Annotated in this window: 21 protein-coding genes and 3 pseudogenes; 7 read left to right on the forward strand and 17 right to left on the reverse strand. The window is 41.1% G+C overall.

The features are described 5' to 3' along the window. The 3 genes and pseudogenes from ntdP to mutY all read right to left on the reverse strand — a co-directional run. Positions 1-472, reverse strand: a pseudogene (gene ntdP / locus MFLO_RS09710) (nucleoside tri-diphosphate phosphatase); the annotation flags it as partial. A 169-nt stretch (positions 473-641) separates the two neighbouring features. After that, complete coding sequence (gene fabL / locus MFLO_RS09715; RefSeq protein WP_036097769.1) at positions 642-1,388, reverse strand: enoyl-[acyl-carrier-protein] reductase FabL; 747 nt, start codon at positions 1,386-1,388, stop codon at positions 642-644. Beyond that, complete coding sequence (gene mutY / locus MFLO_RS09720; RefSeq protein ID WP_051993600.1) at positions 1,385-2,488, reverse strand: A/G-specific adenine glycosylase; 1,104 nt, start codon at positions 2,486-2,488, stop codon at positions 1,385-1,387. Before mutY ends, fabL begins: the two co-directional genes overlap by 4 nt. A gap of 248 nt (positions 2,489-2,736) precedes the next feature. On the opposite strand from mutY, the gene MFLO_RS09725 reads away from it, so the two are divergent. After that, on the forward strand, positions 2,737-3,717 hold the full coding sequence (locus MFLO_RS09725) for a metal-dependent hydrolase (RefSeq protein ID WP_036097770.1): 981 nt from the start codon (positions 2,737-2,739) through the stop codon (positions 3,715-3,717). 57 nt (positions 3,718-3,774) lie between these two features. On the opposite strand, the gene MFLO_RS09730 is transcribed toward MFLO_RS09725, so the two are convergent. The 3 genes from MFLO_RS09730 to recX are packed head-to-tail and all read right to left on the reverse strand — an operon-like array spanning position 3,775 to position 5,287. Then, positions 3,775-4,236, reverse strand: a complete 462-nt coding sequence (locus tag MFLO_RS09730) for a dCTP deaminase/dUTPase family protein (protein WP_036097771.1) — start codon at positions 4,234-4,236, stop codon at positions 3,775-3,777. After that, positions 4,236-4,475, reverse strand: coding sequence for a YfhJ family protein (locus tag MFLO_RS09735; protein ID WP_036097772.1), 240 nt, complete (start codon positions 4,473-4,475; stop codon positions 4,236-4,238). The genes MFLO_RS09730 and MFLO_RS09735 overlap by 1 nt, the downstream gene beginning before the upstream one ends. Then, on the reverse strand, positions 4,472-5,287 hold the full coding sequence (gene recX / locus MFLO_RS09740) for a recombination regulator RecX (RefSeq protein ID WP_036097773.1): 816 nt from the start codon (positions 5,285-5,287) through the stop codon (positions 4,472-4,474). The genes MFLO_RS09735 and recX overlap by 4 nt, the downstream gene beginning before the upstream one ends. Positions 5,288-5,378: 91 nt before the next feature. Here recX and MFLO_RS09745 point away from each other — a divergent pair, with 91 nt between their 5' ends. Beyond that, positions 5,379-6,290 carry a TIGR01777 family oxidoreductase gene (locus MFLO_RS09745; protein ID WP_036097774.1) on the forward strand — a complete coding sequence of 304 codons (912 nt, stop codon included), beginning with the start codon at positions 5,379-5,381 and terminating at the stop codon, positions 6,288-6,290. Between the two features lie 27 nt (positions 6,291-6,317). Here MFLO_RS09745 and MFLO_RS17015 read toward each other — a convergent pair whose 3' ends face one another. The 8 genes from MFLO_RS17015 to MFLO_RS16450 all read right to left on the reverse strand — a co-directional run bounded on the left by MFLO_RS17015 (position 6,318) and on the right by MFLO_RS16450 (position 11,448). Further along, complete coding sequence (locus tag MFLO_RS17015) at positions 6,318-6,824, reverse strand: UDP-galactopyranose mutase (protein WP_338151517.1); 507 nt, start codon at positions 6,822-6,824, stop codon at positions 6,318-6,320. Beyond that, positions 6,784-7,458 carry an FAD-dependent oxidoreductase gene (locus MFLO_RS17020; protein WP_338151518.1) on the reverse strand — a complete coding sequence of 225 codons (675 nt, stop codon included), beginning with the start codon at positions 7,456-7,458 and terminating at the stop codon, positions 6,784-6,786. Before MFLO_RS17020 ends, MFLO_RS17015 begins: the two co-directional genes overlap by 41 nt. Positions 7,459-7,478: 20 nt before the next feature. Continuing rightward, positions 7,479-8,489 carry a glycosyltransferase family 2 protein gene (locus MFLO_RS09755; protein ID WP_036097775.1) on the reverse strand — a complete coding sequence of 337 codons (1,011 nt, stop codon included), beginning with the start codon at positions 8,487-8,489 and terminating at the stop codon, positions 7,479-7,481. A 2-nt stretch (positions 8,490-8,491) separates the two neighbouring features. Beyond that, positions 8,492-8,635 (reverse strand): hypothetical protein, encoded by a 144-nt coding sequence (locus MFLO_RS16030; RefSeq protein WP_206538328.1) that lies wholly within the window; start codon positions 8,633-8,635, stop codon positions 8,492-8,494. 83 nt (positions 8,636-8,718) lie between these two features. Next, a complete protein-coding gene (locus MFLO_RS16035; RefSeq protein WP_206538329.1) occupies positions 8,719-9,009 on the reverse strand; it encodes a hypothetical protein in 291 nt (96 codons plus the stop codon). After that, the gene (locus tag MFLO_RS16440; RefSeq protein ID WP_241433615.1) at positions 9,002-9,157 is read right to left on the reverse strand and encodes a hypothetical protein; all 156 of its coding nucleotides are present in this window, start codon (positions 9,155-9,157) and stop codon (positions 9,002-9,004) included. Before MFLO_RS16440 ends, MFLO_RS16035 begins: the two co-directional genes overlap by 8 nt. Before the next feature lie 49 nt (positions 9,158-9,206). Further along, complete coding sequence (locus tag MFLO_RS16445) at positions 9,207-10,085, reverse strand: fibronectin type III-like domain-contianing protein (protein ID WP_241433616.1); 879 nt, start codon at positions 10,083-10,085, stop codon at positions 9,207-9,209. After that, positions 10,069-11,448 (reverse strand): glycoside hydrolase family 3 protein, encoded by a 1,380-nt coding sequence (locus MFLO_RS16450; protein ID WP_241433617.1) that lies wholly within the window; start codon positions 11,446-11,448, stop codon positions 10,069-10,071. Before MFLO_RS16450 ends, MFLO_RS16445 begins: the two co-directional genes overlap by 17 nt. Before the next feature lie 150 nt (positions 11,449-11,598). Between MFLO_RS16450 and MFLO_RS09770 the strand changes: the two genes are divergently transcribed. From MFLO_RS09770 to MFLO_RS17025, 3 genes and pseudogenes are all read left to right on the forward strand, one after another. Further along, entirely contained in the window at positions 11,599-12,309 is a 711-nt protein-coding gene (locus MFLO_RS09770; RefSeq protein WP_036097776.1) for a LytR/AlgR family response regulator transcription factor, read from the forward strand. Between the two features lie 462 nt (positions 12,310-12,771). After that, complete coding sequence (locus MFLO_RS16040; RefSeq protein WP_206538330.1) at positions 12,772-13,611, forward strand: ATP-binding protein; 840 nt, start codon at positions 12,772-12,774, stop codon at positions 13,609-13,611. Between the two features lie 291 nt (positions 13,612-13,902). Further along, positions 13,903-15,010 (forward strand): annotated as a pseudogene (locus MFLO_RS17025) (acyltransferase family protein). A 12-nt stretch (positions 15,011-15,022) separates the two neighbouring features. On the opposite strand, the gene MFLO_RS09790 reads toward MFLO_RS17025, so the two are convergent. The 3 genes and pseudogenes from MFLO_RS09790 to MFLO_RS17030 form a co-directional block, all read right to left on the reverse strand. After that, the gene (locus tag MFLO_RS09790) at positions 15,023-18,022 is read right to left on the reverse strand and encodes a glycoside hydrolase family 3 protein (protein ID WP_206538331.1); all 3,000 of its coding nucleotides are present in this window, start codon (positions 18,020-18,022) and stop codon (positions 15,023-15,025) included. Between the two features lie 200 nt (positions 18,023-18,222). Next, positions 18,223-20,841: a bifunctional lysylphosphatidylglycerol flippase/synthetase MprF gene (gene mprF / locus MFLO_RS09795; protein ID WP_036097779.1), complete on the reverse strand. Its 2,619-nt coding sequence runs from the start codon at positions 20,839-20,841 to the stop codon at positions 18,223-18,225. 28 nt (positions 20,842-20,869) lie between these two features. Further along, positions 20,870-21,524: pseudogene (locus MFLO_RS17030) on the reverse strand (VanZ family protein). A gap of 204 nt (positions 21,525-21,728) precedes the next feature. Here MFLO_RS17030 and MFLO_RS09805 point away from each other — a divergent pair. After that, the gene (locus MFLO_RS09805; protein ID WP_036097780.1) at positions 21,729-22,481 is read left to right on the forward strand and encodes a MerR family transcriptional regulator; all 753 of its coding nucleotides are present in this window, start codon (positions 21,729-21,731) and stop codon (positions 22,479-22,481) included. Positions 22,482-22,977: 496 nt separating this feature from the next. Continuing rightward, on the forward strand, positions 22,978-24,435 hold the full coding sequence (locus tag MFLO_RS09810) for a sodium:solute symporter family protein (RefSeq protein WP_036097781.1): 1,458 nt from the start codon (positions 22,978-22,980) through the stop codon (positions 24,433-24,435). The last annotated feature ends 15 nt before the right edge of the window (positions 24,436-24,450 follow it).

A 24,450-nucleotide genomic window follows, 5' to 3' on the forward strand; every position in this document is an offset into this window, starting at 1 on the left:
ACCTTTTTTATCCAAAATCCAGTGACTTTAAAATATCCACGTTTTTCCGCAAAATGCGATCAATCGAATCTGGATATTTCATTTGGCGGCGGTGCTGCTCATACTCACCTTCGTCAAGCAAGTGAAATCGCCCGTCCGGAAAAACTTTGATGTCAAGATCATAATCAATGTACTTCAGTGCCTCTTTGTCAACAGCAAAAGGCGTTCCTAAGTTGCAGTAGTGATATAAGCCGTCTTCTCTAATCATCGAAATGACATTAAACCAGTAGTCGCTGTGAAAATAGCAAATCGAAGGCTCACGTGTTACCCATTTTCGTCCGTCAGATTCCACGACAAGCGTATGATCGTTTCCGCCGATAATCACATTTTCCGTCGATTTCAGTACAACTGTCTTTTTCCAGGTACGATGAAGTTTACCGTTATGTTTGTAACTCTTGATTTGAATAATTTCCTTTTCTTTAGGCAAGTACATATACGCTTTCCTACTTTCTTCATCCACTAGAAACGGTTCCACATCATTATACCACAAGCAAACAACTCAAAAAAAGTATAAATGTTCTCAAATTCAAGATTTCAAGCCCTTTTTATGGGAAAACAAAAGAAAAGTCTTGGATAAATGAATTTTCATCCAAGACTTTCTTTCAAACAAGCAGTGTCCGTCCGCCATCGACAACGATTGTTTGCCCGCGAATCATATCCGCATGATCGCTTGCGAGGAATAAAACAGCATTCACTAAATCATCTAACTGTACCATCCGGCCAGCCGGTGTTTTTTTAACAGCATCTTCGATCAGCTCAGCCTTATTCGGAAAATGATCGAGTGCATCTGTTTCTATCAAACCACCTGAAACCGTATTGACGGCAATCCCAAGCGGTGCAAGTTCAACCGCCAAATATTTGGTCAGCGATTCAACGGCTGCTTTTGAAACACCGACTGTTGTATAATTTTCGAGATAGCGAATCGCACCGATCGAACTTAATCCGATAATTTTTCCGCCGCCTTGCTCTTGCATTAATTTGGCTGCTTCTTGACTTGCAAACAAGAATGCCTTGGCGTTAATATTCATCGTCCAATCCCAGTGCGTTTCTTGAAGCTCCATTAATGGCTTTAAAACACCGCTCGCCGCATTGCTGATAAATAAATCGAGTCGTCCAAAGCTTGCTTTAATTTCCTCAAACAGCGCCCGTGTTTTTTCTACATCGCCGATATTTGCTTTAAAAATTTCACAGCGCTGTCCGCGTTTTTCAATTTCAGCTTTTACTTCTTCTGCTTTCTTACGATTTCGCGCAAAGTTTACCGCAATATCGTAGCCGTTATCCGCCAGTTTCAGCGCAATCTCACGTCCAAGACCACGACTACTTCCTGTTACAAGTGCCACTTTATTCATTTGTTACTTCCTCCTTTTTGATTTACGTAAGCCTGCCACATCTTTTGATAGGGAACAGAAAATGCAAGTTCTGCAAGCTCCTGTCTTGTGACAAATTGAGTCTGCCCGATTGGAGCCCCTTCTTCAACATCTGCTTGCTTCACATCCACTTCCCAAACGAGATGCGAAAAAATATGCTTCACGTGCGCCAAGTTCTCCCTAGCAAATTTGAGCCCCACACCATATTCGCGCATAAATTTCAGCTTTATCAGCTCGATATTTTCATCTGGTTTCGCTTCAACCGTTGGAAATTGCCACAGGCCTGCAAGCAGGCCTGTACTCGCGCGCTGCTCAACCAAATATTTCCCGTCTTGTTCCACAATGACCGACACAAGTTCGAGAGTTTTTGACTTGGTTTTCTTAATTTTAACCGGAAAATCAAGTTCCCTCCCATCTCGATGTGATGCACAAAATTCTTGCAGCGGACATAATAAGCACATTGGTTTTTTCGGTGTGCAAACCAGTGCACCGATTTCCATCAAACCTTGGTTAAATTCCGAAGCCGCATCCGGATCAATAAGTTCATATAAAATGGTTTCAAACGTTTTCCGCGTTTTCGGCTTCATAATATCTTCATCAATTTCAAAAATACGCGAAATGACGCGCATGACGTTTCCGTCAATGGCCGGTTCGGCTTGTTTGTATGCAATACTTAAAATGGCTCCTGCTGTATAAGGACCCACTCCTTTTAAGCTCAGCAATTCTGCTTTTGAACTGGGGGTAACTCCGTCAAAATCTTCTATCACTTGTCGCATTGCAATTTGCAGGTTTCTAACACGTGAGTAGTAGCCGAGTCCTTCCCAAATTTTTAAGATATCTGCTTCTTTTGCATAAGCAAAATCCTGCATCGTTTTAAATTTTGTCATAAAACGTTCAAAGTAAGGCAAAACGGTATCAACACGTGTTTGCTGAAGCATCACCTCGGATACCCAAATTCGGTAAGGATCGCTGTTTTCACGCCAAGGCAAAATACGTTTGTTCGACAAATACCAACTGACAAGTGCTTCTCTGAACCTATTGATTTTAACCTGATTCCAGTTTTTAAATTCGTTTGTTTTCATTCGGTCACCATAATTCTCATAAATTTTTAATGTGTAGTTATTCGCAATGTGTAGTATAATGTAGATGAGGGAATAGATGAATAGCTTAGCTTTTACCATTATACAGAAACAGGCGTTTTTTTGAACAGACTTCTGTGTAAAAAGATGAGCTGAGCAGCGTTTATCACTCTAGTCCCATTTTGTTGCAGGAAGATGCCACTTAGAATCTTTCTAAGCGACCTCTTTCATCTGTACGAGGAGGAAAGCATTTGGACACTGGCACACATGTTGTTATGGGGATTGCACTCGGCGGGCTCGCTACGATTGATCCTGTTGTTGCAAGCAGTTCGCACGCCATGATCGGAATTATGGCAGCAACGATTATCGGTTCTCAAATTCCTGACGTAGACACGGTTTTAAAACTTAAAAATAATGCGGACTATATTCGCAATCACAGAGGGGTTACTCATTCTCTGCCGATGCTGTTTATCTGGCCGCTCTTGATTTCAACGGTACTTTTCTTTCTTTTTCCGGCGGCAACGTTTTTACACTTGCTGCTTTGGAGCTTCATCGCAGTCGGGCTTCATATTTTTGTCGACATTTTTAATGCCTACGGTACGCAAGCGGTTCGCCCGTTTAAGGATACCTGGGTCGCGTTCGGCTTTATCAACACATTCGATTGGTTCATTTTCAGTTCGCATGTCGTTGCGATCGCGATTTGGTTATTAGGGGCTCCTGCTGGACCGACATTCTTTACGCTTTATGGTATTTTGGCATTGTATTATGTCGCAAGAGCTGTTACACAGCGCATGATCACACATGCTGTTAGAAATTTGATTCCTGACGCAGAAGAAATTATTGTGGCATCCACGATTCATTTCTTCCAGTGGCGAGTAGCTGTCACGACAAAAGATCACTATTATGTCGGACGTGCATTCAAACGAAATATTTCGATCTATGAAAAATTTGATCGTCTGCCCGTTCCGGATAATGAACTGATTCGCGCAGCGAAACTTGATAAAAACCTTGCCGCTTTCGTTTCATTCTCAAAGGTTTACAATTGGAGAATCGAAGAAAAGTTAGATGCAACTTATGTGACGTTCACGGATTTGAGATACCGCAGTAACGGACACTATCCATTCGTTGCCGTCGTAAGACTTGATGATAACTTAAATATTCTATCATCTTATACCGGTTGGATTTTTTCTGATGAAAAACTGCAGAAAAAACTGGTTCCGGTCGCAATATAGTTTCACCCCATAACGAAAAAGACAGCGCCGCGTGCGCTGTCTTTTTTTTGTTTTCCATTATAATCCGCTGCTGCCGAAACCGCCATCACGAGATTCATTCAGCACTTCTTCTGTATCGGCTGTTAAAAACTTCGTAAAGATCCCTTGAGCGATTCGCTCCCCTTTTTGAATCACAACTTCTTCGCTTCCGATATTTCGAAGTGCGATTCCGATATTACCGTCATTTTCTGGATTACTGTAATACGAGGCGTCAATTACGCCTGTGCTGTTCGAAAGATTTAGTCCGCGCTTAATGCCCATTGATGAACGAACATATACCATTAAAACCTCATCATCTAGCATATAGCTCTTCACATCAGTAAAAAAAGTATGCGAGCCGCCGGGATAGATTTTTGCATCCTCATTGGAGTAAAAATCATAGCCAGCTGAGCCCGCATCCGAGCGCTGCGGTAATAGAATGGTTTCATCTGCAAACTTGCGATTGGCCTTTGTTACGATTTCAAATCCTCTTTGTTTCATCAAACTTCCCCTTCTTTCTGTTTGCGTTCTACTAAGTGAAGCGTAGCCCCATGTTGTTCGATTTGACGTTTCACATAATCGGCTGCATATTCGGCACCGCGATACGGGTAGCCTGCTTTTGCATATGAACTTTCAAAGTCTGACCAAAGCATCTCAATCCACCAAAGTGCCTGATCGTGAGTAAGATTTGGATTCTTTGCTTCGAGCGCTTTCGTAAGCTCTTCTACATATTGATTCACTCTTCTTCCACCTCTTCAAAATCAATTTCATTTTCCATCAGATAAGCCTGAATTGTATCATAGCTAAAGCCTTTTTGCATCAGTGATTGAATGGTTTTTTGTTTCGCTTTGCGTGCATCAAACCGCTTATTTTTGCGCATTAGCTTCTCAAGTTGATCGGCTAGTATTGTCTGTTCATCCGATTCATCCAAATTATGCGTCGCTTCTTCAGATGCCCATTTAGCAAGTTCTTGCGAATAGCCTTTTTGCATTAAATCCCCTTGAATCTTTCTAACCAAAAGCTTTTTGGCCGTTTTTCGACTGCGCCTTGCAATCTTCGAGGCTTCCTTCAAGGCATTCTGTTCTTGGTCATCTGATTGATAGTTAGCCAAACTTTCAACAATTAGTTCGCGAACAATGCCTTTTTCAATCAGTTCACGTTCGATTTTTTTAGGGCCTTTTGTCGTTGTCTTCGCCTGTGTCCGCACATAAAGCTTGGCAAATTCTGCATCATCTAAGTAATCCATTTCGACAAGCTTTTGAATGATCGCATCACGCTGTTCTGGTGCAATTTCATGTTTAGCAAGAAAAGTCCGTACTTCTTTTTCCGAACGCACCCGGTGCGACAAAAATTGTATGGCTCGATTCAGTCCAACTCTCTCGCTGTCGGCTTGTTCAATTTCACTAATCTCGTTTTCGCTAAGCGTCTTCCCTTTCAAGAGACTAAACCGCGCCAAAACCTCTTCATCCACACTAAAACGGTATTTTTCATCAATAAAAATATTGTAACGCTCTTTATTTTTTTCCTGCAAACGGATCGCTGTGATTATCATATCAAAACCTCCCTGTTTATCTTACCACACTCATTTCGACGTTTCTATTCTAAGCGAGCAGGGAATAAATAAAAAGAAATGGGGTGAGTTTGTGAATATTTTAATCACGGGCGGGAGCGGATTCATTGGTCGTCATCTGACAAAATCTTTTACCGAAACGGACGATCATGTCTACATTTTATCGCGTTCTCGTCACGCTTCAACCGGAAATGTTCACTTTATAGAATGGTTACATGGGGAAAGTCCTCTTCCAGAACTTGGCGACGTGCCTTTTGATGCTGTTATCAATCTTGCGGGAGCTAACCTCGCAACAGGTCGCTGGACAGAAAAACGTAAAAAAGAAATCGTTGACAGCCGAATTGAAGCCTCCGCGGCGCTGCTTGCACTCGTGTCAAAGATGGCTAAAAAACCGCCTGTTTGGATTAACGCCAGCGCTATTGGCGCTTATCCTTCCTCATACAGCGCGCTTTATTCTGACTTGACAGAAACTGAAAACCCGCAAAGCTCGTCCTTTCTTGGGCGAACGGTTGCCGAGTGGGAAAAAACAGTACAGCCGGCTGAAAATTTCGGTATTCGCATGGTTTATGCACGTTTTGGCTTGATTTTAGGACGAGACGGTGGAGCATTTCCACTTTTTAAAACCATTTTTAACAAACGCCTTGGGGGCACGTTCGGTCAAGGTAAGCAGTGGTATTCTTGGATTCATATTAACGATTTAGTACGCGCTATCCGCTTTGTGATTGAAGATACAGAGCTAGATCATGTTATTCACTTTACGGCACCACATCCCCTTCAAGAAAAGCAATTTGCCAAAAAACTCGGTAAAAAGCTTCATCGGCCGTATCGCTTATGGATTCCAGAGCTTGCTATCAAAACAGCACTCGGCGAAAAATCCGTATCCATCCTTGACAGCCAGCGTGTCTATCCCGAAAAACTGCTGGCAGAACATTTTGAGTTCCGCTTTGATACACTTGATGCGGCTCTCGATGATTTAATCAATTAAGAAAAGCTTGGAAGCTTCGTCAAGATTTCAATTCTTGATGAGGCTTCCAAGCTTTTTAAATTCATTTTTAGCAAGAGTCAGCGCGGCATAGATGACTTGATCCATGTTGAGATACTTGTACTGGCCGAGACGCCCGCCAAAATACACATGCGGCATAGTTCGAGAAAGTGCCGCATATTTCTTATAAAGTTCATTATTAAGTCTATCATTGATGGGATAGTAGGGTTCTTTTGTCTGATTCCAGTTTTCGGGATACTCTCTCGTTATAACGGTTTGATGCCCTTTTCCGCCTTCAAAATGCTTATGTTCAATGATGCGCGTGAACGGCGTTTCAGCATCCGTGTAGTTGATAACAGCATTTCCTTGAAAATCAGCTTGATCAAGCACTTCTGTTTCAAAACGCAGCGAACGATACTCAAGCGCCCCAAATTGATAATCAAAAAATTGATCGATCATTCCGGTATAAATCACTTGGTCAGCTTGGGTTAAAAAATCATCTTTTGCTTGAAAAAAAATCAGTATCTGTTTGTACATCAATGTACGGCGAAGCGAGCATCTTAGCAATGATCGGTGTGTAACCGCCAATTGGAATACCCTGATAAGGATCGTCAAAATAATTGTTGTCAAATGTCCATCTGAGCGGCAGCCGGCGAATGATAAATGCTGGCAAATCACTCGCTTTTTTTCCCCACTGCTTCTCAGAATATCCTTTGATTAGTTTTTGATAGATGTCCGGTCCGACAAGCGACAATGCCTGTTCTTCTAAATTATGGGGCTTGCATCCTTGATAAGGGGCTGTCTGCTCTTCGACTTTACGCTTAGCTACTTGAGGGGAAGTTGTTCCCCAAAGTGCATAAAATGTGTGCATGTTGAACGGTAATGGGAAAAGTTCGCCCTGATAATTTGCGATTGGCGTGTTGATAAAAGGATGGAAATCAGCAAACTGACGGATATAATCATAGATTTCTTTGTTTTTTGTATGGAAAATATGGGCTCCGTATTGATGGATAATTATTCCTGCACGGGATGTTGTATAGATGTTTCCACCAATATGAGGACGTTTTTCGATCACAAGCACACGCTTCTTTTGTTTTGCCGCTTCGTGCGCGAAGACAGAACCAAATAAGCCCGCACCAACAACAAGATAATCATAATGTGGTTTCAACATCGCGAACCTCCTTTTTCAATTTAATTGAAACCATAAACTTTTTTACAAACTTTATAGACGCCAATGGTCGTTCTGCGTCCAAATTGTCCAGGCAAATGCACGGCCTGCCCCAATAGACTAAGGCGCAGTTTTTGATAAAGACGATTGTCATTTTCGCGAATATAACGCCATAATTGCCGCTTTTTAACTAAATTTTCTGCTGTCGGCTGTTTTAAAAGCAAGACGGAGGAAACGGAGGTGATGATTTCAAGAAATTGCCGCATGTACTTCGCCGCACTGCATCTCTCTTTCGCAATTATTGTGTAGTAATTGATCATTTCATAGTTTACGGAAAGCTGCTGGTCAATTCGCTTTATCATGATTTCTTCGTTAACAGACTGATCGCTTCGGCCAATAAAATAGCGGTATAAATCAATGTTGAGATAGTAAATTTTTTCTGTAAAAGGCAGCGGCCAAAAGGCAAATAGATTATCCACATAGAAAGTATGTTCAGGAAGTGGCGGCAAATGTTCTTTAAGAAGTGAAGTTTTATAAATTAATGAATGCATGAGCAAATATTTACCAATTGGAAATTTGACATCTCGCCAATTAAAGGACTGGTCTTGCGGTAAAAAAGTCGTATATTGAACTGTTTTTTTGCGCCTAACACCTTGTTTTTCATAGACATAGTTATTCACTAGCAGATCCGGCTCCTCACCTTCCGAAAGTTGCTGCAGAGTTTCGATCAGCTTTAAAAGTGAAGTCTGATCCACCCAGTCATCGCTGTCAACAACTTTTAAATACCTGCCGGTTGCCGCTCTAAGTCCGGTGTTAATCGCCCCTCCATGACCGCGATTCGGCTGATGGATGACGTGGATGGTCTTTGGAAAGCGTTTTTTGTATGCTTCGGCAAGTTCGGCTGTTCTGTCCGTGGAACCGTCATTAACGATCAAAATTTCAAGTGCTTCCTCGCCAATTAAAAGGGAATCAATACAGCGAGAAAGATAGTCTTCTGAGTTAAAACACGGCACAATAATAGTTAAGTTTTTCATGGTTATCCCTTCTTCATAATAATAAATTTCATCATTGGATAATTAATGATGACTTGAACGACAATATTTACGATATTGGCAACAGTTGGAGCGAATCCGCCAAGTGCTGGTTGGAGAATCTGAATCACATAGGGCGGTAGCCACACGGAGATAATTCCTGCAACGGTAACGGTTGCGATATACCAAGGAAGGACTTTTAAAAATATTGTTCGTTGCTCCGAATACAAATTTACGTTGCACAAAAAAAGTTGACAATCTGAGCGAGTATGTAGGCAAACAGGAAACTAAAAAAACCACCAAGTCCCCCATTTTCAGGTGCATAATGAAAAATAAACCAGCTGAATGGAATATCAGATAAGCTTTTAAATAACCAGCCTGTTCCAAGCCAAAGCATGATGAAATTTGTGATGGTTGCTACATTGCTGAGCAGGTTAAACAAGATGAATTCTGTCAAATCTGGATGTTCGGCCTTGAACCTGCGAAATCCATTTACTTCTGGTTTGTCTGTTATTTTATTCATTCGATTTAACCTCACTGTAAATTTTTTTCGTGATCGTGCGATTATTGCGACCAGCTTTAATCAACCCAATGCATCCTCTCCAGAAATGACCGTTTACAATTTCAAGGAGAGCGGCAACCATATGCTGGTCTATTTTTCCGCCCGTCATTTTTTGAATCGCTCGAAAGGGCATATTGAAAAGGAATAAGATATTGAGGTCAGGCTTGCCCCGCGCAATACTGCGCTTTTTTTTTCGCATTTAAAAAACGATAGCTAAGCCGAGCAAGAATGCTTTTGGATTGTTTCATGGCGCTTAAGGGATCATTTTCGATTAGGAGATCTCCTGCGCTATTCTCTGCTTCAATATCTGTTATTTTTTTATCAAGCAGGGTTTCGAATTCGCCAAGCGGCAACTGTTTTACTTTACCGCTGAAATAATGCGGATAACGCTTGGTTTGATCTGGTTGGGCTGCGAGTGTGCCGCTTTGATGGATACTGCCGCTTAAACGGATATCCGCGGAACTAGCACCAATTTCAATGTGGTAGTCTCCTGCTTCGATTTCAAACCGGTGCGTCTGTTTGTCAAAATAACGGAAGGTATATTCATCGAACGCAAGGAAAATAGTTTTTGACTCGCCTTTATCCAAAAAATGTTTTTGAAAGTTTTTTAATTCTCGCTGTGGACGAAAAACAGCGTTCGACTCACTTGATATGTATAGTTGTACTACTTCGGCTGCGGCACAGTCTCCAGTGTTTTCAAGGGTAAATTCGACTCCGTTCTGCCTAACTTTCAATTCGGAATAGCGAAAGCTGCTGTAACTTTTCCCAAATCCAAACGGGTACTTTACTCCGACTTCGGCAGTTTGATAGTAACGATACCCGACGAAAAGCGATTCATGATAAAAAACTTCTTTTGTTTCAACTGGAAAATCATGACCGAGTACGGTGTCCTCCAGCTTGTGTGGATAAGTTTCATTCAGTTTTCCTGACGGAGCTACCTTCCCTGTAACGAGGTCAAGCATAGCTTTAGCGCCTGCTTGTCCACTCAGATAGCCATGCAAAAGCGCTTTTACGTCTTGATCAAAAGACAAATCCACTGCTGAACCGCCTGAAAGGATGCCGACGATATTCGAATTTACTTTTTTTTAGTTCTTGTAAGAGCTCAAGCTGATTGGGCGGGAGTGTAAAGTGAATCCGGTCCATTCCTTCACTTTCACTCGACTCATCCAAACCAAAGTAATATAAAACAACTTCTGCTTGTCTTGCGAGTGAAACTGCTTCTTGCACAAATTGATCTTTTGAAATCGTATTTTTTGTGTCATAGCCTTGAGCAAATCCGATGTAATTCAAATCGTATTGATCGATAATTTCTGTCGTTCTGTCTAATCTAGTCGGATTGACAAACGATGATCCTGCACCTTGATAGCGCGGTTCCTCGGCAAAAGCACCAATAATCGCTATTTTCACACCTGATCGAAGCGGCAGAATGTGATCTTGGTTTTTTAAGAGCACTGCACTTTCTAATGCGGCTCGACAGGCAAGGTCATGATGCTCGCTTGTTTTGTGTTCTGAAAGAGTTTGTTCTGATGATTGCTTGGGCTTGGCAAGCAAAACGGATAGCAGTTCCTGAAGGCGTTCATCGATGATTGATTCGTGTAAATTGCCGTTTTCGACCGCTTGGATCAGTTCCGCGGCACCAGCAGCGCCGGTTGACGGCATTTCAAGATGGCTTCCGTTTATGACACCCGCAACATGGTCGTTGCTGCCACCCCAATCAGATACAACAAAACCGTCAAAATTCCATTCGGCTCGTAAAATATCCCTTAATAAAAAACGGCTTTCATTAGCATAGATACCGTTTAGTTGATTGTAAGCACTCATGATTGATTTCGGTTTTGCTTCTTTCACCACGATTTCAAAGGCAGTTAGATATAATTCGCGCAATGTCCGTTCATCTATAATAGAATCTGATGCCATGCGACGTGTTTCTTGGCTGTTTGCTGCAAAATGTTTTGGGCAAGCAATCGTTCCTGAATGCTGTATACCTCTCACATAAGCAGCTGCCATTTTGCCGGACAGATAAGGGTCTTCACTGAAATATTCAAAGTTCCTACCGCCTAGCGGATGACGCTTAATATTTAAACCTGGGCCGAGTAAAACATCGACTTGCTGCGCCTTGGCTTCTTCACCGAGTGCAGAGCCAATTTGTTCGGCCAGCTGTTCATCCCAACTGTTTGCTACTGTTGCCGCTGTTGGAAAACATGTTGCTGCACGACTTTTGTTCAAACCAAGGTGATCGGACTTCCCCTCTTGTTTTCTAATGCCATGCGGCCCGTCAGCAAAAAAATAAGCGGGGAGATTTAACCTCGGCATATCTCTTGTTTCCCAATTATTTTTTCCTGAAAGAAGTAACGCTTTTTCGGTAAGCGACAGCTTACTTATCAGCTCTGTCACATCCATCTTTGAGCCCTCCCTTTTTTTTCTTCTGAGATTTAACTTGCTTAAAAACTAAGGTTAGTCTATCATGTATGCAAGCGCTTTAATATTCAGTCTGCATATGTTGTATAGATTCATTCATTTTTTGCAAAATCAGATAAAGGAGAAGGAAAAATGAAGATTGCCATCGTGGAGGATAACTTAAGACACCAAGAAACTTTACTTCGATATCTCAAGGCGTATGCTTCAGAACAGCAACTGGAACTTTCAATCGATTGCTACAACGATGGGATAGAAATTGTCAATCAGTATAAAAGCAACTATGATGTCATTTATTTAGATGTCGAAATGGATGTGATGAACGGCATGGAAGCGGCAGAGCGTATCCGCAAAATGGATGATGCTGTATTGCTCGTTTTTATTACCAATTATGTCCAGTGGGCGATTGCAGGATATTCGGTTGGGGCAACAGATTTCCTTTTGAAACCGCTTACTTATTTTAATTTTTTAGAACACTTCAAAAAAGTCATGAAAAAGTTTTCAGTTCAATCTGATAAAGCACTTGCTGTTAAGATCGGAAGTGGCATCCGCAAAATCCTGCTGAACGATCTTTTATACATTGAAAGCGAAGGACACTATTTGCATTTCCATTTGATAACAGAGACATTTTCCATCCTTGAGTCTATGAAAAATATGGAGGCACGATTGAAGGAAGATGGCTTCTTTCGCTCTCATAATTATTATTTGGTAAACTTGAAATATGTGGAGAGTATTGATAAAAACTGGCTGAAAATCAAAGGAGAACAGCTTCAAATCAGCCGCCCTCGTAAAAAAGCTTTTTTAGAAGCCCTTACAAACTATATTGGTGAGGATACATTTGTATGACTGATTACTTCCCTAATATTCCGCGTATATATACAGCCCTTTCTGAATGGTTAGCTTGCCTCATTCTTTTATTGCCGCTCTTGAAAGATCGCAACCGGGTTCTCATAAGCTGCGAACTGTTTTTAGCCCTGCTTATCCAAGCTTTCTTACAGCACTTAGTCGGAACATGGCCGCTTCCTTTTTGGATTCCTGGAATGCTTCTCAATATTTTATGGATGTTTTTGACCATTTTTTTTAATTGGAAGGCATTCGGTAAGAAAGACTATTTATTTATCTGCTAAAGCATTTATTGTTGCAGAGTTTACTGCCGCATTTTCATGGCAGCTTTATTATCTTCTTTTTTGGAAACCGGATGAGAGCTTTTCGTTTCTTTCGCTTCTAGTTGTAATCATCTGCTTTTTGTTCATTTATAGCGGTCTTTTTCTTTTAGAACGCAAAATTGGACATGGCAGACCCGTTGCAGTGAGGTCGAGAGACGCTTTTATCGGCGTGCTCACAGCGAGTATTGTTTTTACAACCAGCAATATCGGTTTCGGCTTACTTACAACGGATCATCAATTCGGAGATAGCTTTTCGCTTTTTTTCATCCGTACACTTGTCAATTTGACGGGTATTTGTATACTGTACATCCATGAAAATCAGCGTTACGAATACTTTTTAAAAGAGGAACTTGTAGCGATTAATCATTTATTTGAGACGCAGTACACGCAATATGTCCGCTATAAAGAAAGCAGTTCAGCTATTCAGCAGAAAACGCATGATTTAAAACATCAAATTAATGCTTTGCGGTTTGAAAGCGATCGCGTTGCTCGAGAAAAATATTTAGATGACATGGCTGAAACGATTGCAAATTTTGAAGCAAATATTTCGACAGGAAATGGAATTTTAGATACGATTTTAACGCAAAAAAATGCATATTGTTTGAGTCATCAGATTACTTTCAGTTGTATTGTTAACGGAAAGTTGCTAGATTTTATTGAGACGATGGATCTTTGCAGTTTATTTGGAAATGCGCTTGATAATGCGATTGAATCGGTCATGCAGCAAGAGGATACTGAAAAACGGCTGATTAAGCTGAATGTGGTTCAAAGTGCGCAATTTCTTGTTATTCGGATTGACAACTATTCAACTGTGCCTCTTGCTCTTCATGAAGGATTGCCAAAGACAACAAAGCAAAATCAAGATGCGCATGGTTATGGACTTAAGAGCATTTCCTATATCGCTGAAAAATATCATGGCGTAATGACAATCAATCAGAAAGAAAATTGGTTTACTCTTAAAATTTTAATACCGCTAGCCTAAAAGCATAAGACAGACATTCTTTGATGGAATGTTTGTTTTTTTGATGTTCATTCTTTTTGAATATTCTAGATTTTACTTACACATTCATTAAAATTGTCTATTTTATGTCTTTTCACTTTTTCTGTTGAAATTTATTATAGTGAAATAAAAAAAAGTGTATTTTAGTATGCTATACTTACTCACATATTTTAGGAAATCGACATAGCCATCCACACGTGCAGTCTTGTGTAGCGAATTGGTCTTGAAAGGTTTTCTGCTCCTATATTTATTAAAGCGAGGGACTAACCAGCTATGAAAAAACGGCTTTACTTTTTAGATTCGCTTCGGGGCGTTGCCGCTCTTATCGTTGTTTTTACACATTTTTTAGGTTCGCTGCCAGAACAGCTTTCGTATCGAGTTTTCATCCATAATCTTTATTTAGGTAGATGTTCTGTTCTGCTGTTTTTTATCTTGAGCGGCATTGTCTTAAGCTTGGTGCTTGACCGAGTTCAAAAATTATCTGCAGCAGACTATGTGGATTATCTTATCAAACGTTATTTCAGAATTTATCTTCCGTTTTTCGTTGTAACTATCCTTGCTTTTTTACTGTTTAATGTAACTCCGTATCAGCGGATTCATTCTTTGTCTGATTGGTTCAACAGTGTTGGGACGCAGGCCACGAACCTTACGATTTTGTTTCAAAACATTTTTATGAATGGCGAGTCAATTGACCAACTTGACCCTGTTATTTGGTCATTAATTGTAGAACTGAGGATTTCCATTATTTTTCCGTTTCTTTATTTCTTTTTCCGAAAAAACGGAGTTCGTTCTTGTCTTATCTGCTTAGCAACTGTCTATTTTTTTTGGCTCACTTATCCTCTTTGTTTTCGGGCAAAAATACTTAATTGGGCAAAGCGTTTTCCATATAGCGCCATTTATTTTAGGAATCTTAATTTATGAAACTTTTATTAAACGTCCACCTGCTCAAGCAACCATTGCACGTCTCCCCTTTATCTATACAACTTCATTGCTTAGTTATGGTATTTTACTGTTCTACAATTTTTATTCGGCTAGCTCGCTTCCGCCGATCTTCTCGGATTTTTTAATTGAAATGGGATTACTAGGATTCTTAATTTTTTGTATTCGCTGCACGGCTTTGCAAAATCAATTGGAACGCCCTTTACTCAGGTGCTTAGGCGAAATTTCTTTCAGCATTTATCTGCTTCATGCTGTCATCTTTATTCCATTCATTCGCTATGTATATTCGAGTGAAAGCAGTATGATCTGGCTTTTTCTGACAAGTTTCGGATTGATTCTGCTTTTAGGACAGCTTTTTTACACTTTTATTGAAAATCCGTCCAGAAAAGCTGGAAAACTCTTTGGAATCCGCCTAGCCAATCGATTTGCTCGGAAAAATTAAAAAGTCCAGCCGCTAATCTCGGCTGGACTTTTCTTTCATAATAAAGCAGTTTGTTTTCTTTTTTTTCTTGCGCTTTGATTTCTTGCTGTTAGTAAGTCGGTACATCATATATCCGATGAAAGTCAGAAGAAGCAAATCTCCAATGGCATACAGAATCACCCAAGTTGGGATACTCCGTTCTACTACATCATAGGCATGACTGTTAACAACGGTATACAGAATCACCCAAGTTGGGATACTCCGTTCTACTACATCATAGGCATGACTGTTAACAACGGTATACAAAATATTATGACTCGCCGTGCGCATGTTTTGTTGACCCCAATTCGTCTCGGTTGTCTCTTTTTTCAGTTTGATCGGCATGACATAGAGAACTAAATCATTACCAGCAGCAAGTCCTTCATCGACATTCATATATTGTGGTTTATAGAAGTCGGTAATTACGGTTCCTTTGAAGCCCCATTCGTCTCGTAACACGGTCTTTAGCAGATTTTTAGAAACACCGACCCATGTTGTGCCAAGTCTATTATAAGACGACATAATTCCGCTAATATGTCCTTCTTTAACGGCTATTTCAAAAGGTTTTAAATAGACCTCGCGCATCGATTGTTCTGTTGCCCATGTTGTGGCTCCGGTTGGATACTCATAGCGCTTCGTTTCCTGATCGTACATCGCAAAATGTTTCATAAAAGTGTAGCTTCCTTTTTTCTGCGCTCCAACAGCAACACTTTTACCGATCTCACCGGACAAAATAGGGTCCTCGGAATAGTATTCAAAGTTTCGGCCTGCAAACGGTGAACGGTGCAGGTTGACGCCTGGCAAATACAGTCCAGTAATATTCGATGCTTTTGCTTCTACGCCAAGGGATTCCCCCACTTCTTCTGCAAGTTGTTTGTTCCAGGTTGAAGCCATGACTACTTCACTCGCATATTGGTTCCCTTGTGCTCCGCTCACAAGTTGATTAATACCAGCCGGACCGTCGCTATCAATTGTGGCGGGTTTTTTCACTGAATTGACTGCAACAGTTTGAAAGCCGCCATAGGAAATCAAATTGTTCATATCTTTTACTGATAACTGTTCTAACAGTTTTTCCCACTTCGGATCATCATAATCGAGTCCTTTTAAGTCATAAAGCGATAATCCATGATCTTTAAATTTGATTGGTTTCGCGTTTTTATCCACATGCACCGAGAAGTCTTTTAATTCCTGCAGCATTTTTTTCGAGGCCTCTTTCGGCTTTGCAACTTGTTTTGGAAGCGTTCCTTCCCAGTCAGCACGCGATACATATTTCACGTCGCCGCGCGAATCATCAAATTGGTTGGTTGCAGCGATTTGATCAGTTTTTCGTTTATTTGTTTGACCATATATGATTGTTTTTGGTACTTGATACTCTTTTTGATCAAGCAAGTCGTGAGCGTTATTCATCAACTTGATCTGATAGTCCCCTTTTTCAAGTAAATATGCTTTTTCATGCTGATCGTCATAGCTTGCCATATCTTCCACGTTTATTTTTAATGTAAGTATCTCTGTTTCACCCGGCTTGAGCAGTTTTGTCTTTCCGAAGTCAGCCAGTACGACGTGGGGTTTTTCAATTCCGCCAGGTGAATAAGGCGGTGTAAAGTATACTTGGGCAACCTCTTTCCCCGCCATCGTTCCTTCATTTTTCACAGCTGCTTTAAGCGTAATCGTTTTGTTATCTGCTTTGTAGTCGACAATTTTTTGGGAAAAGCGACTGTATGAAAGTCCATAACCGAACGGATACTGAACCGACTTTTGGTAAGCTGCTTCGTTTACTTTCCCCGTTTTGTTGTCAACGTAACGTGTTTCATAATAACGATAGCCGACATATATCCCTTCTGCATAATCGATATATTTGTAATGCCATGTGTTATCACCATCTTTAAATGTTGAATTTTTATAGGGAAATTCACCAATATTATAATACGACGGTGCACTGGTTGCATCATATGCATAGGTATCCACCAAACGTCCAGACGGGTTTGTTTCGCCATTTAAGACGCTTCCGACCGCATCAAATCCTGTTGAACCGGGATTTCCGATCCAAAGTGCAGCTTGAATCTTGTCATCTTTCAAAAAACCGAGCTCCATCGGATAAGAAGAATTCACGAGAATGACCACTTTTTTGAAGTTCGTTTTGACCATTTCAAGCATTGCTTCTTCATTTTTTGTGAGTTCAAGATAGTGTTTCCCTTTTGTACCGCCCGCATAGCCTTCCATATCGGTTGCGATATCGGCACCTTCTCCGCTATTGCGCGAAAAAACAACAAGTGCTGTGTCGCTGTAATCCCTTGCACTCTTCAAAAGTTCTGAGCTGTATTCTGATGTTTTCGGCTCATGACTGTTAAAATCTCCGCCGACTAGTTTATGAATGTTTACTTTCTCACGCGGAACATAGCGTTTATCGTAAAATTTAGTTAGCTTAGGGTTAGGTTTAAAACCTGCGTTTTTTAACCCCTGTTGCAACGTGATATTATCAAATTCTTTTCCGCCGCCAGAACCAGATCCTCCGTAGACAACTGCACGAGAACTATAGCCGAATACATTGACATTCCCTTTTTGAAGTGGCAAGATATTTTTCTTATTCTCGAGCATGACGATTCCTTCTGCTTCCATTTGTCTCGTCAATAGCTTCGCATCACCACGTGCTTGTTCTACTTTTGTTTCATCAATTTGTGATTTTGACATATATGTATTGGCTATGAGAGCAAAACTGTTAACGGCAATGCTTATTGTCACAACGACAACAAGCAGCAACGCCATAATGGACCACCAGATTTTTCTGGTTTTTTTTAATTTGATCATGCGATAAATCGAAAGAATAAGTAAGGCTGCTGCAATGGTAACGGTTGCAGCAGTAATCCAAAAAATAACTTGCTGGATATTGATTCCATAAGATGGTTCTTCGCTTGCAGCAAAACTGATCGATGGAAAAAGCATCATCGCTCCCAAAAAAGCAGTCCATCCAAGTGTAACTCCAATTTTCTTTTTCACTGTAATCCTCCCTTTCTTGATCGGAAATTTCAAAAAGGAAACGGTTTCAATTCAATGAATTTAAACACATGTCGATTCCCATTTCAGTCTATCAATCGTCGTTTGATCACAGTAGTTTTTTTGCATAACTTGTTTGAATCTCTGCATAATTTGCATGAAAAAGAGTGCAAGGTAAAACCTCACACTCTTTTTCATATTTATTAGGATTGTTCTTTTTCTTCTTCTGCTTTTTCAGGTTGAAGATCAGATTCTGAAAGCGGTACTTCAAGCAAGATTTGTCCTTTTTTAAGCGGTCGTTTTTTGCCGACAAGAAGCATGAGTTGTAGCATTGTGAAAGCAATTGAGCTCCGTTTTCGGTAAGCAACAAATTTTTGAACCCAATTAGTCACATATTTTGCTTTATAGTTTCTCAATCCTTTAAAGCCATAGAAACCTTGGCTGTAGCGGTAAACAAGACCGGCAAGGCGTTCGCCGAGAAACGCGTACTGTGATTCACCGACATTTGCAAGCGGCGCCATCCCCATATTAAAGGTTTTATAGCCGTCTTCTTTTGCTTGTTCAAACAGCTTGATGAACAAGAAGTCCATGATGCCGGACGGAGCTTCTTTACCATAGCGCATTAAATCAATCGAAGTCAGTTCGTCATTATAAGCTGGCATGATGGAGGCAAAAGCAATGATCTCACCTTCTGGATTTTTTGCAACAGCGATGCCTGCTTGATCAAGATAATACTCATCGAAAAATCCAAGTGAGAATCCTTTTTCTGTTCTGCCGTCAAGCCATTCATCCGAAAGGCTGCGCAGCGTTTTCCATGTTTCTGAACTGTAAGGTGGGGTCAAAATTTCAAAGCTGAATCCTTCGCGCTCGAACTTGTTCATCAGCGCCCGCTCTCCTTTTTTCTTCTTCCCTGAAAGAGAGAAATCCGTCACGTCCACATAGCCTTCTTCGCCAAGTTTGATAAAGTCGAAGCCCATTTCATGAAGGTAAGGAAGCATATCTCCTTGGACTTCATAGAAAACGGGTTTGTAGCCGAAACGGTCAGCTTTTTCCATTAGCTCAAGTATGGCTGCGTTGATCTTCGTTTGATCGCCAACTGGTTCACCCATGATTACCATTTTGTCAGCAATGATTCGGAAAGCAAACAGTACATCGCCGTCTTGTGCCCAAAAGAGTAACTTGTCGCGCAGGAAAATAGTATGGCTGACTTCATTACCGCCCCATTTGGCAAGATGCTCACGAACTTTGACTTCTTCAAACGGTGCGCCGAATGATCGCGGTGTTTGCGACAGGTAAATGTAGATGGCAATGAGGCAGATGACGGCAATCAGCATGCCGATAAAGCCGGTCAGCCAAATGTGTTCGGATGCGATTTCGAGATATTCAGGAATCGCTTTTTTGTGCGCTATTTTCGGCGAGTTGTAAATGCCGATAATGACATAGCCTACTAGGCAGACGACAAAGATAATCGCGTCGAAAATGATTTTGCTCCACGTGTACACAAATTTTTCACGGTAAAATTCTTTACGAGCAAGGAATACACAGAGCAGAACGATTCCAAGGAAAATCGCTTGTTTGATTGAAAATACGCGCGCCAGTGTATTGAAAATTGCACAGCCAAGCACGATTACGGTCGCAATATAGGCTTTTTTGGTCTTGCTTTCGATACTTCTGCCAAGGCCAAGCAAGAGGAAACCGAACGCAACGTTTGTCACTTGAGAAATAAACAAGAAGCTAAACGGCATCAGCTTGTAGAGAAATGGAACGTGATAAATCGCAAACGGCAGAACGGATGAAAGAATTAGCATCAAGCCGCTGAAATAGACGAATAATACAAGAAAACGATGCGCCACTTTTTGCAGAAACAGAAACGGCAGGTTTTCCAGATAGTCATTGAAACGTTTGCCTGCTTTTTGAATGAAAAATAGGATTCCGGCAAGAAATGGGATAATATAATAGAAAATGCGGTAAAACAATAGCCAAACGATTGCCAGTTCTTCTGACACGCCAAGTTGGCCAAGACCGTAAAGCATGACAAGATCGAAAGTCCCTACTCCGCCCGGAACCATTGACACAATCCCAATGACAGACGCAATCACAAATAGCGGAAACACTTTCATCAAATCAACTGGTTCGTTCATCAAAAAACCGATGATGATGAAGCAACCGAATGCAAAGCCCCATTCAAGCAGTGAACCGGCAATTAGCGAGAGTTCACGCTTTAGCGGCAAATCTTCAAACAGCGACTTGCTTTTCCATTTGGTAACAGCAAATAAAATGGGAAAATAAAGTCCGCCGCCAAGAAGCCACGGCCAGTAGTTGCGGAAATGGTCGGCGAATCCCGGAATCGGCAATGTTGCAAGTCCAATCAAGCAATAGATCGAAAGACCGGAAACAAGAAACAACGCAATTTTAGAAATAGCAAGCAAGATTTCCTTGTGCGACGCATTTTTGCCGTAAAAACTTGCGCGCAGTGAAGCACCAAGCACACCGCCAAAACCGCCGATATTGGTAAAGGTATTTGTAATCCATCCTGACGAAACAACATGCATCGTTGAAAATTTGCCCGGCAAAAGTTTCACGATGACAAAATCATAGACGAGCATCGGCGTGACTGCAACGAGTCCAACAATAAGCATCAAGAGAATGTTTTCTGGACTTTGCGCAGTCATATTTTCTTTTAATACTTTGTAGTCAATTGTTGTCGCAATGTTCACCACTTCATAAACAACAAAAATCATGATAAGCGAAACAAAGACGATTTTTACGACTTTACTATTTCTTTGAAAAAAATCATAGGCTTGAAGCAATTTTCCCTTCATTTTCATCCCCCTATTCGCGAATCGCGAGTTATCTTCGTTTTTTACGACCAATCCGTTTACGGAAGTTCGGTATCAAATAAATAATCAAAACTCCAAGCGAGCCGCTTAATGTGTTTAAGATAATATCATCAATATCTGTTGAACGCCCAGACGGAAGTGTCATTCCGCTGAATCCTGTCACGAGCGTTGTTTGAATGAGTTGGACCACTTCGATACCGCATGAAGTCAAAAAGACAATGAAAAGAGCGATACTGCCGCGTTTTACCACTTTGAAATAAAGCAGAAAAAAAAGACAGCGGTGCAAGCATTAAGGCATTCCCGATGATCTGAACAATCGTCGGCATGCTCGGCAAAGTTTGTCTAAAGGTGTTTTCGATCGTTGTGAACGGTTCGAGGTTAATCAGTTCTGTTTGTATGTGAAACTTTCCGGTGTAGGTGCTACTTGCGAAGTCCCCTGCCGAAATATAGGTAACCAGATGGTGCAAAACAAATATATAAAGGATGAAACAAGCAAACCAGATGAAGTCCAGTCCGGTTTTGAGCTGCGCCATCTTTATGAGTATAATAGTAATAATCAGTAAAAATAATCCGTTAACGACGGAGTTAATGAACTCAGCTCGGCTTCCAAATCGCATGGCGAGGAAAATGCCATAACTGAGGTAAAGCAGCGGAAAACTAATCATTATGTATTTTAACCGCTTTTTTTTGCATGCCTTTCCCCCGCCCCCTTTACGATGATTCTTCTAATAGTTTAGCAGATTGGACATGCAAAGAAAAGGACTTATCTGGAACAAGCAGCTTACATTTTCGAAAGAAACTTGTCACATAAACAGCTTGACTTTGACGTTACGTAAAGGTTTAAACTTGAAAGCAAGGAGGTGGTTTTTGTGGAATATACGATTCAAAGTTTCGCAAAACTAGCGGGGGTGAGCACGCGAACGCTTCGGTATTACGACCAAATCGGACTTTTAACGCCGGCAAGAGTTCGGTCAAACGGGTATCGAATTTATGGGGAGAAGCAAGTCAATTTACTTCAGCAGATTTTATTTTATCGCGAAATGGAGCTCGGTCTTCCAGAAATTAAGGAAATTGTGCTGAATCCCGAGTTCGATGCGCAAAAAGCGCTACTTACACATCACGCACAACTCCTCCAAAAACAAAAGCGATTGGAACGTTTGATTGAAACAGTTGAACAAACAATCGAAGCAGAGAAAGGAACGATTACGATGACAGACAAAGAAAAGTTTGCTGCATTTAAGGATGAACTTGTGGAGCAAAATGAAGAAAAATATGGAGAAGAACTACGCGAGAAATATGGCGAAAAAGAAATCGAAAGGAGCAATAAAAAGGTAAAAGGCATGTCGGAAGCTGATTATGCACATGTAACGGCACTGAATGACAAACTGTTTGCGATTTTGAAGGAGATGCAAATCGAAGCAACCGATGAGCTCGTCGAATTAGCCGTAAATGTGCATAAAGAATGGTTAAGCTACTTCTGGCCGGAGTACTCCAAAGAGGCACACATTGGGCTTGCAAACATGTATGTCGAAGATCCGCGTTTTACAGCGTACTATGATGATCGCGCTGGAGACGGGGCTGCTGAGCTACTTCGAGATGCGGTTGTAAAAGTGCTTGGCTAAAAAGGAAATGGAAAGCATCCAAAATCAGATTTTGGATGCTTTTTCAGATATACAGTCAAAAACACTACATTAGTCGTAAAAACCCCTTTTCCCTGTCAATTTCCTTAACATTCGTCCCATTTCTGTGTTAATCTATTCTATAGACAAAAACGAGAGGAGTTCTATTCATCATGACGACCAAAAACTCATCAAACAAAAAACTGCTGCTCAAAATCACCTTATCCGTCATCACTGGCCTGCTTATTTTCTACGGTATTATTGTTTGGGCACTTTTTCAGTAAAAATCAAAAAATAAGGGGACTTAATCATGAAAAAACTGATTTTGCTAGTGCCTTTCCTGTTTATTCTCGGAGGAATTCCCTTGGCAAATCGAATCCATCCGCAGGTCTTTGGTTTCCCATTCGTACTTTTTTTGGATTGTACTTGGGACGCTTCTCGCTTCACTTTCTCTTTTCCTCGTCTATCATCTTGAGAAGAAAAAAGGAGATGAACGCGCGTGACTGCACTTTTTGTAATGTCGGCTTTTTTCATTTTAACGATCATCTTGGCGCTCCTTGCACGCCGCAGACAACAAATGACGCTTCAAAATTGGACAGTCGGTAATCGTAGCTTTAACACGATTTTCGTCTTTCTGCTTACAGCCGGCGAAGTATATACAACATTTTCATTTCTCGGCGGAAGCGGCTGGGCCTATTCTAAAGGGATTTCTGCAATCTATGTTATGGTCTATATTGCCTTATCCTATGTCACTTCCTATTTTCTTTTGCCGCTAATCTGGAAATACGCCCATCAGCATCGACTTGTTTCGCAATCTGATTTTTTCGCTAAAAAATATGAGAGTCGCGGACTTGGTATCCTTGTTGCCCTAATTGGTGTCATCGCAATGATCCCTATTATTGTCATTCAGCTAAAAGGACTTGGTATCATCGTGTCACTCACTTCTTACGGACGCATCCCAATGAATACGGCCATTTTAATCGGCACAGCTGCCATCATTTTATATTCTGTTATTTCTGGGATTCGCGGTGCGGCATGGATTGCCGTTCTAAAAGATTTAATGATCCTATTTGTGATTGTCTTTATGGGCATTTACTTGCCGCTACATTATTACGGCAGCTTTGGCGAGTTGTTCCGTCAAGTTGAAGCTGTTAAGCCCGAACTTTTAACCTTTCCAAAATCAACATACAGCGTCACGTGGTTCATTAGCACGGTCTTATTTTACGTTCTCGGCTTTTATTTATGGCCACAAGTTTTCGCTTCTACTTTCACGGCAAAGAATGCAGATACTTTTCGGAAAAACGCGATCATTAGTCCGCTTTACACATTAATGCTTGTGTTTGTCATTTTGATCGGCTTCACTGCTGTCCTGCAAGTACCAGGCTTAACCGGAACTGACAGCGATCTAGCGTTAATCAAGCTTGCTATTCAAAGTTTCAATCCGTTTTTCGTTGGGATTATCGGAGCCGCCGGCATGCTCACGGCACTCGTTCCGGGGGCAATGCTATTGTTATCCGCAAGCACCCTTGTTTCTAAAAACATCTGGTTCGGGTTAAGTAAAAATCCGCGCGATGCGAAAGTGGCTTTCGTTTCTAAACTGTTTGTGCCGATTCTCGGCTTGTTAGCTTGTCTTTTTGTTTTCCAAGGCGGCGAAGCGCTAGCTGCAATCCTTCAAGTCGGATACAGCTTGATTGTCCAGCTTGCGCCAGCACTGTTTGCGAGCATATTTACGAAAAACCCATTGACGAAACAAGGAGCTGTTGCAGGAATGATTGTCGGTATCCTGATTACGATTTTCATCAGCAATTACAGCATGACACTTGCGACACTGTTCCCAGAGCTACCGACTGCAATCAGTGATATCAATATCGGTTTCTTACCGTTAATTGCTAACTTAGTTATCGCAGTGATCGTCAGCCTATTAACAAGAAAAAACCAGAAATCTGAAGCGCGCTGAGCGGGCTTCAGGTTT

Source organism: Listeria floridensis FSL S10-1187 (assembly GCF_000525875.1).
GTDB lineage: Bacteria > Bacillota > Bacilli > Lactobacillales > Listeriaceae > Listeria > Listeria floridensis.

Excerpts from the sequence above, each read along its gene's own strand:
- MFLO_RS17015 (WP_338151517.1), bottom strand. The coding sequence starts at position 6,824 with ATGTACAAACAGATACTGATTTTTTTTCAAGCAAAAGATGATTTTTTA.
- MFLO_RS16035 (WP_206538329.1), bottom strand. The coding sequence starts at position 9,009 with ATGAATAAAATAACAGACAAACCAGAAGTAAATGGATTTCGCAGGTTC.
- mutY (WP_051993600.1), bottom strand. The coding sequence starts at position 2,488 with ATGAAAACAAACGAATTTAAAAACTGGAATCAGGTTAAAATCAATAGG.
- MFLO_RS17020 (WP_338151518.1), bottom strand. The coding sequence starts at position 7,458 with ATGTTGAAACCACATTATGATTATCTTGTTGTTGGTGCGGGCTTATTT.
- MFLO_RS09770 (WP_036097776.1), top strand. The coding sequence starts at position 11,599 with ATGAAGATTGCCATCGTGGAGGATAACTTAAGACACCAAGAAACTTTA.
- MFLO_RS16440 (WP_241433615.1), bottom strand. The coding sequence starts at position 9,157 with ATGACGGGCGGAAAAATAGACCAGCATATGGTTGCCGCTCTCCTTGAA.
- fabL (WP_036097769.1), bottom strand. The coding sequence starts at position 1,388 with ATGAATAAAGTGGCACTTGTAACAGGAAGTAGTCGTGGTCTTGGACGT.
- recX (WP_036097773.1), bottom strand. The coding sequence starts at position 5,287 with ATGATAATCACAGCGATCCGTTTGCAGGAAAAAAATAAAGAGCGTTAC.
- mprF (WP_036097779.1), bottom strand. The coding sequence starts at position 20,841 with ATGAAGGGAAAATTGCTTCAAGCCTATGATTTTTTTCAAAGAAATAGT.
- MFLO_RS16450 (WP_241433617.1), bottom strand. The coding sequence starts at position 11,448 with ATGGATGTGACAGAGCTGATAAGTAAGCTGTCGCTTACCGAAAAAGCG.
- MFLO_RS09730 (WP_036097771.1), bottom strand. The coding sequence starts at position 4,236 with ATGAAACAAAGAGGATTTGAAATCGTAACAAAGGCCAATCGCAAGTTT.
- MFLO_RS09755 (WP_036097775.1), bottom strand. The coding sequence starts at position 8,489 with ATGAAAAACTTAACTATTATTGTGCCGTGTTTTAACTCAGAAGACTAT.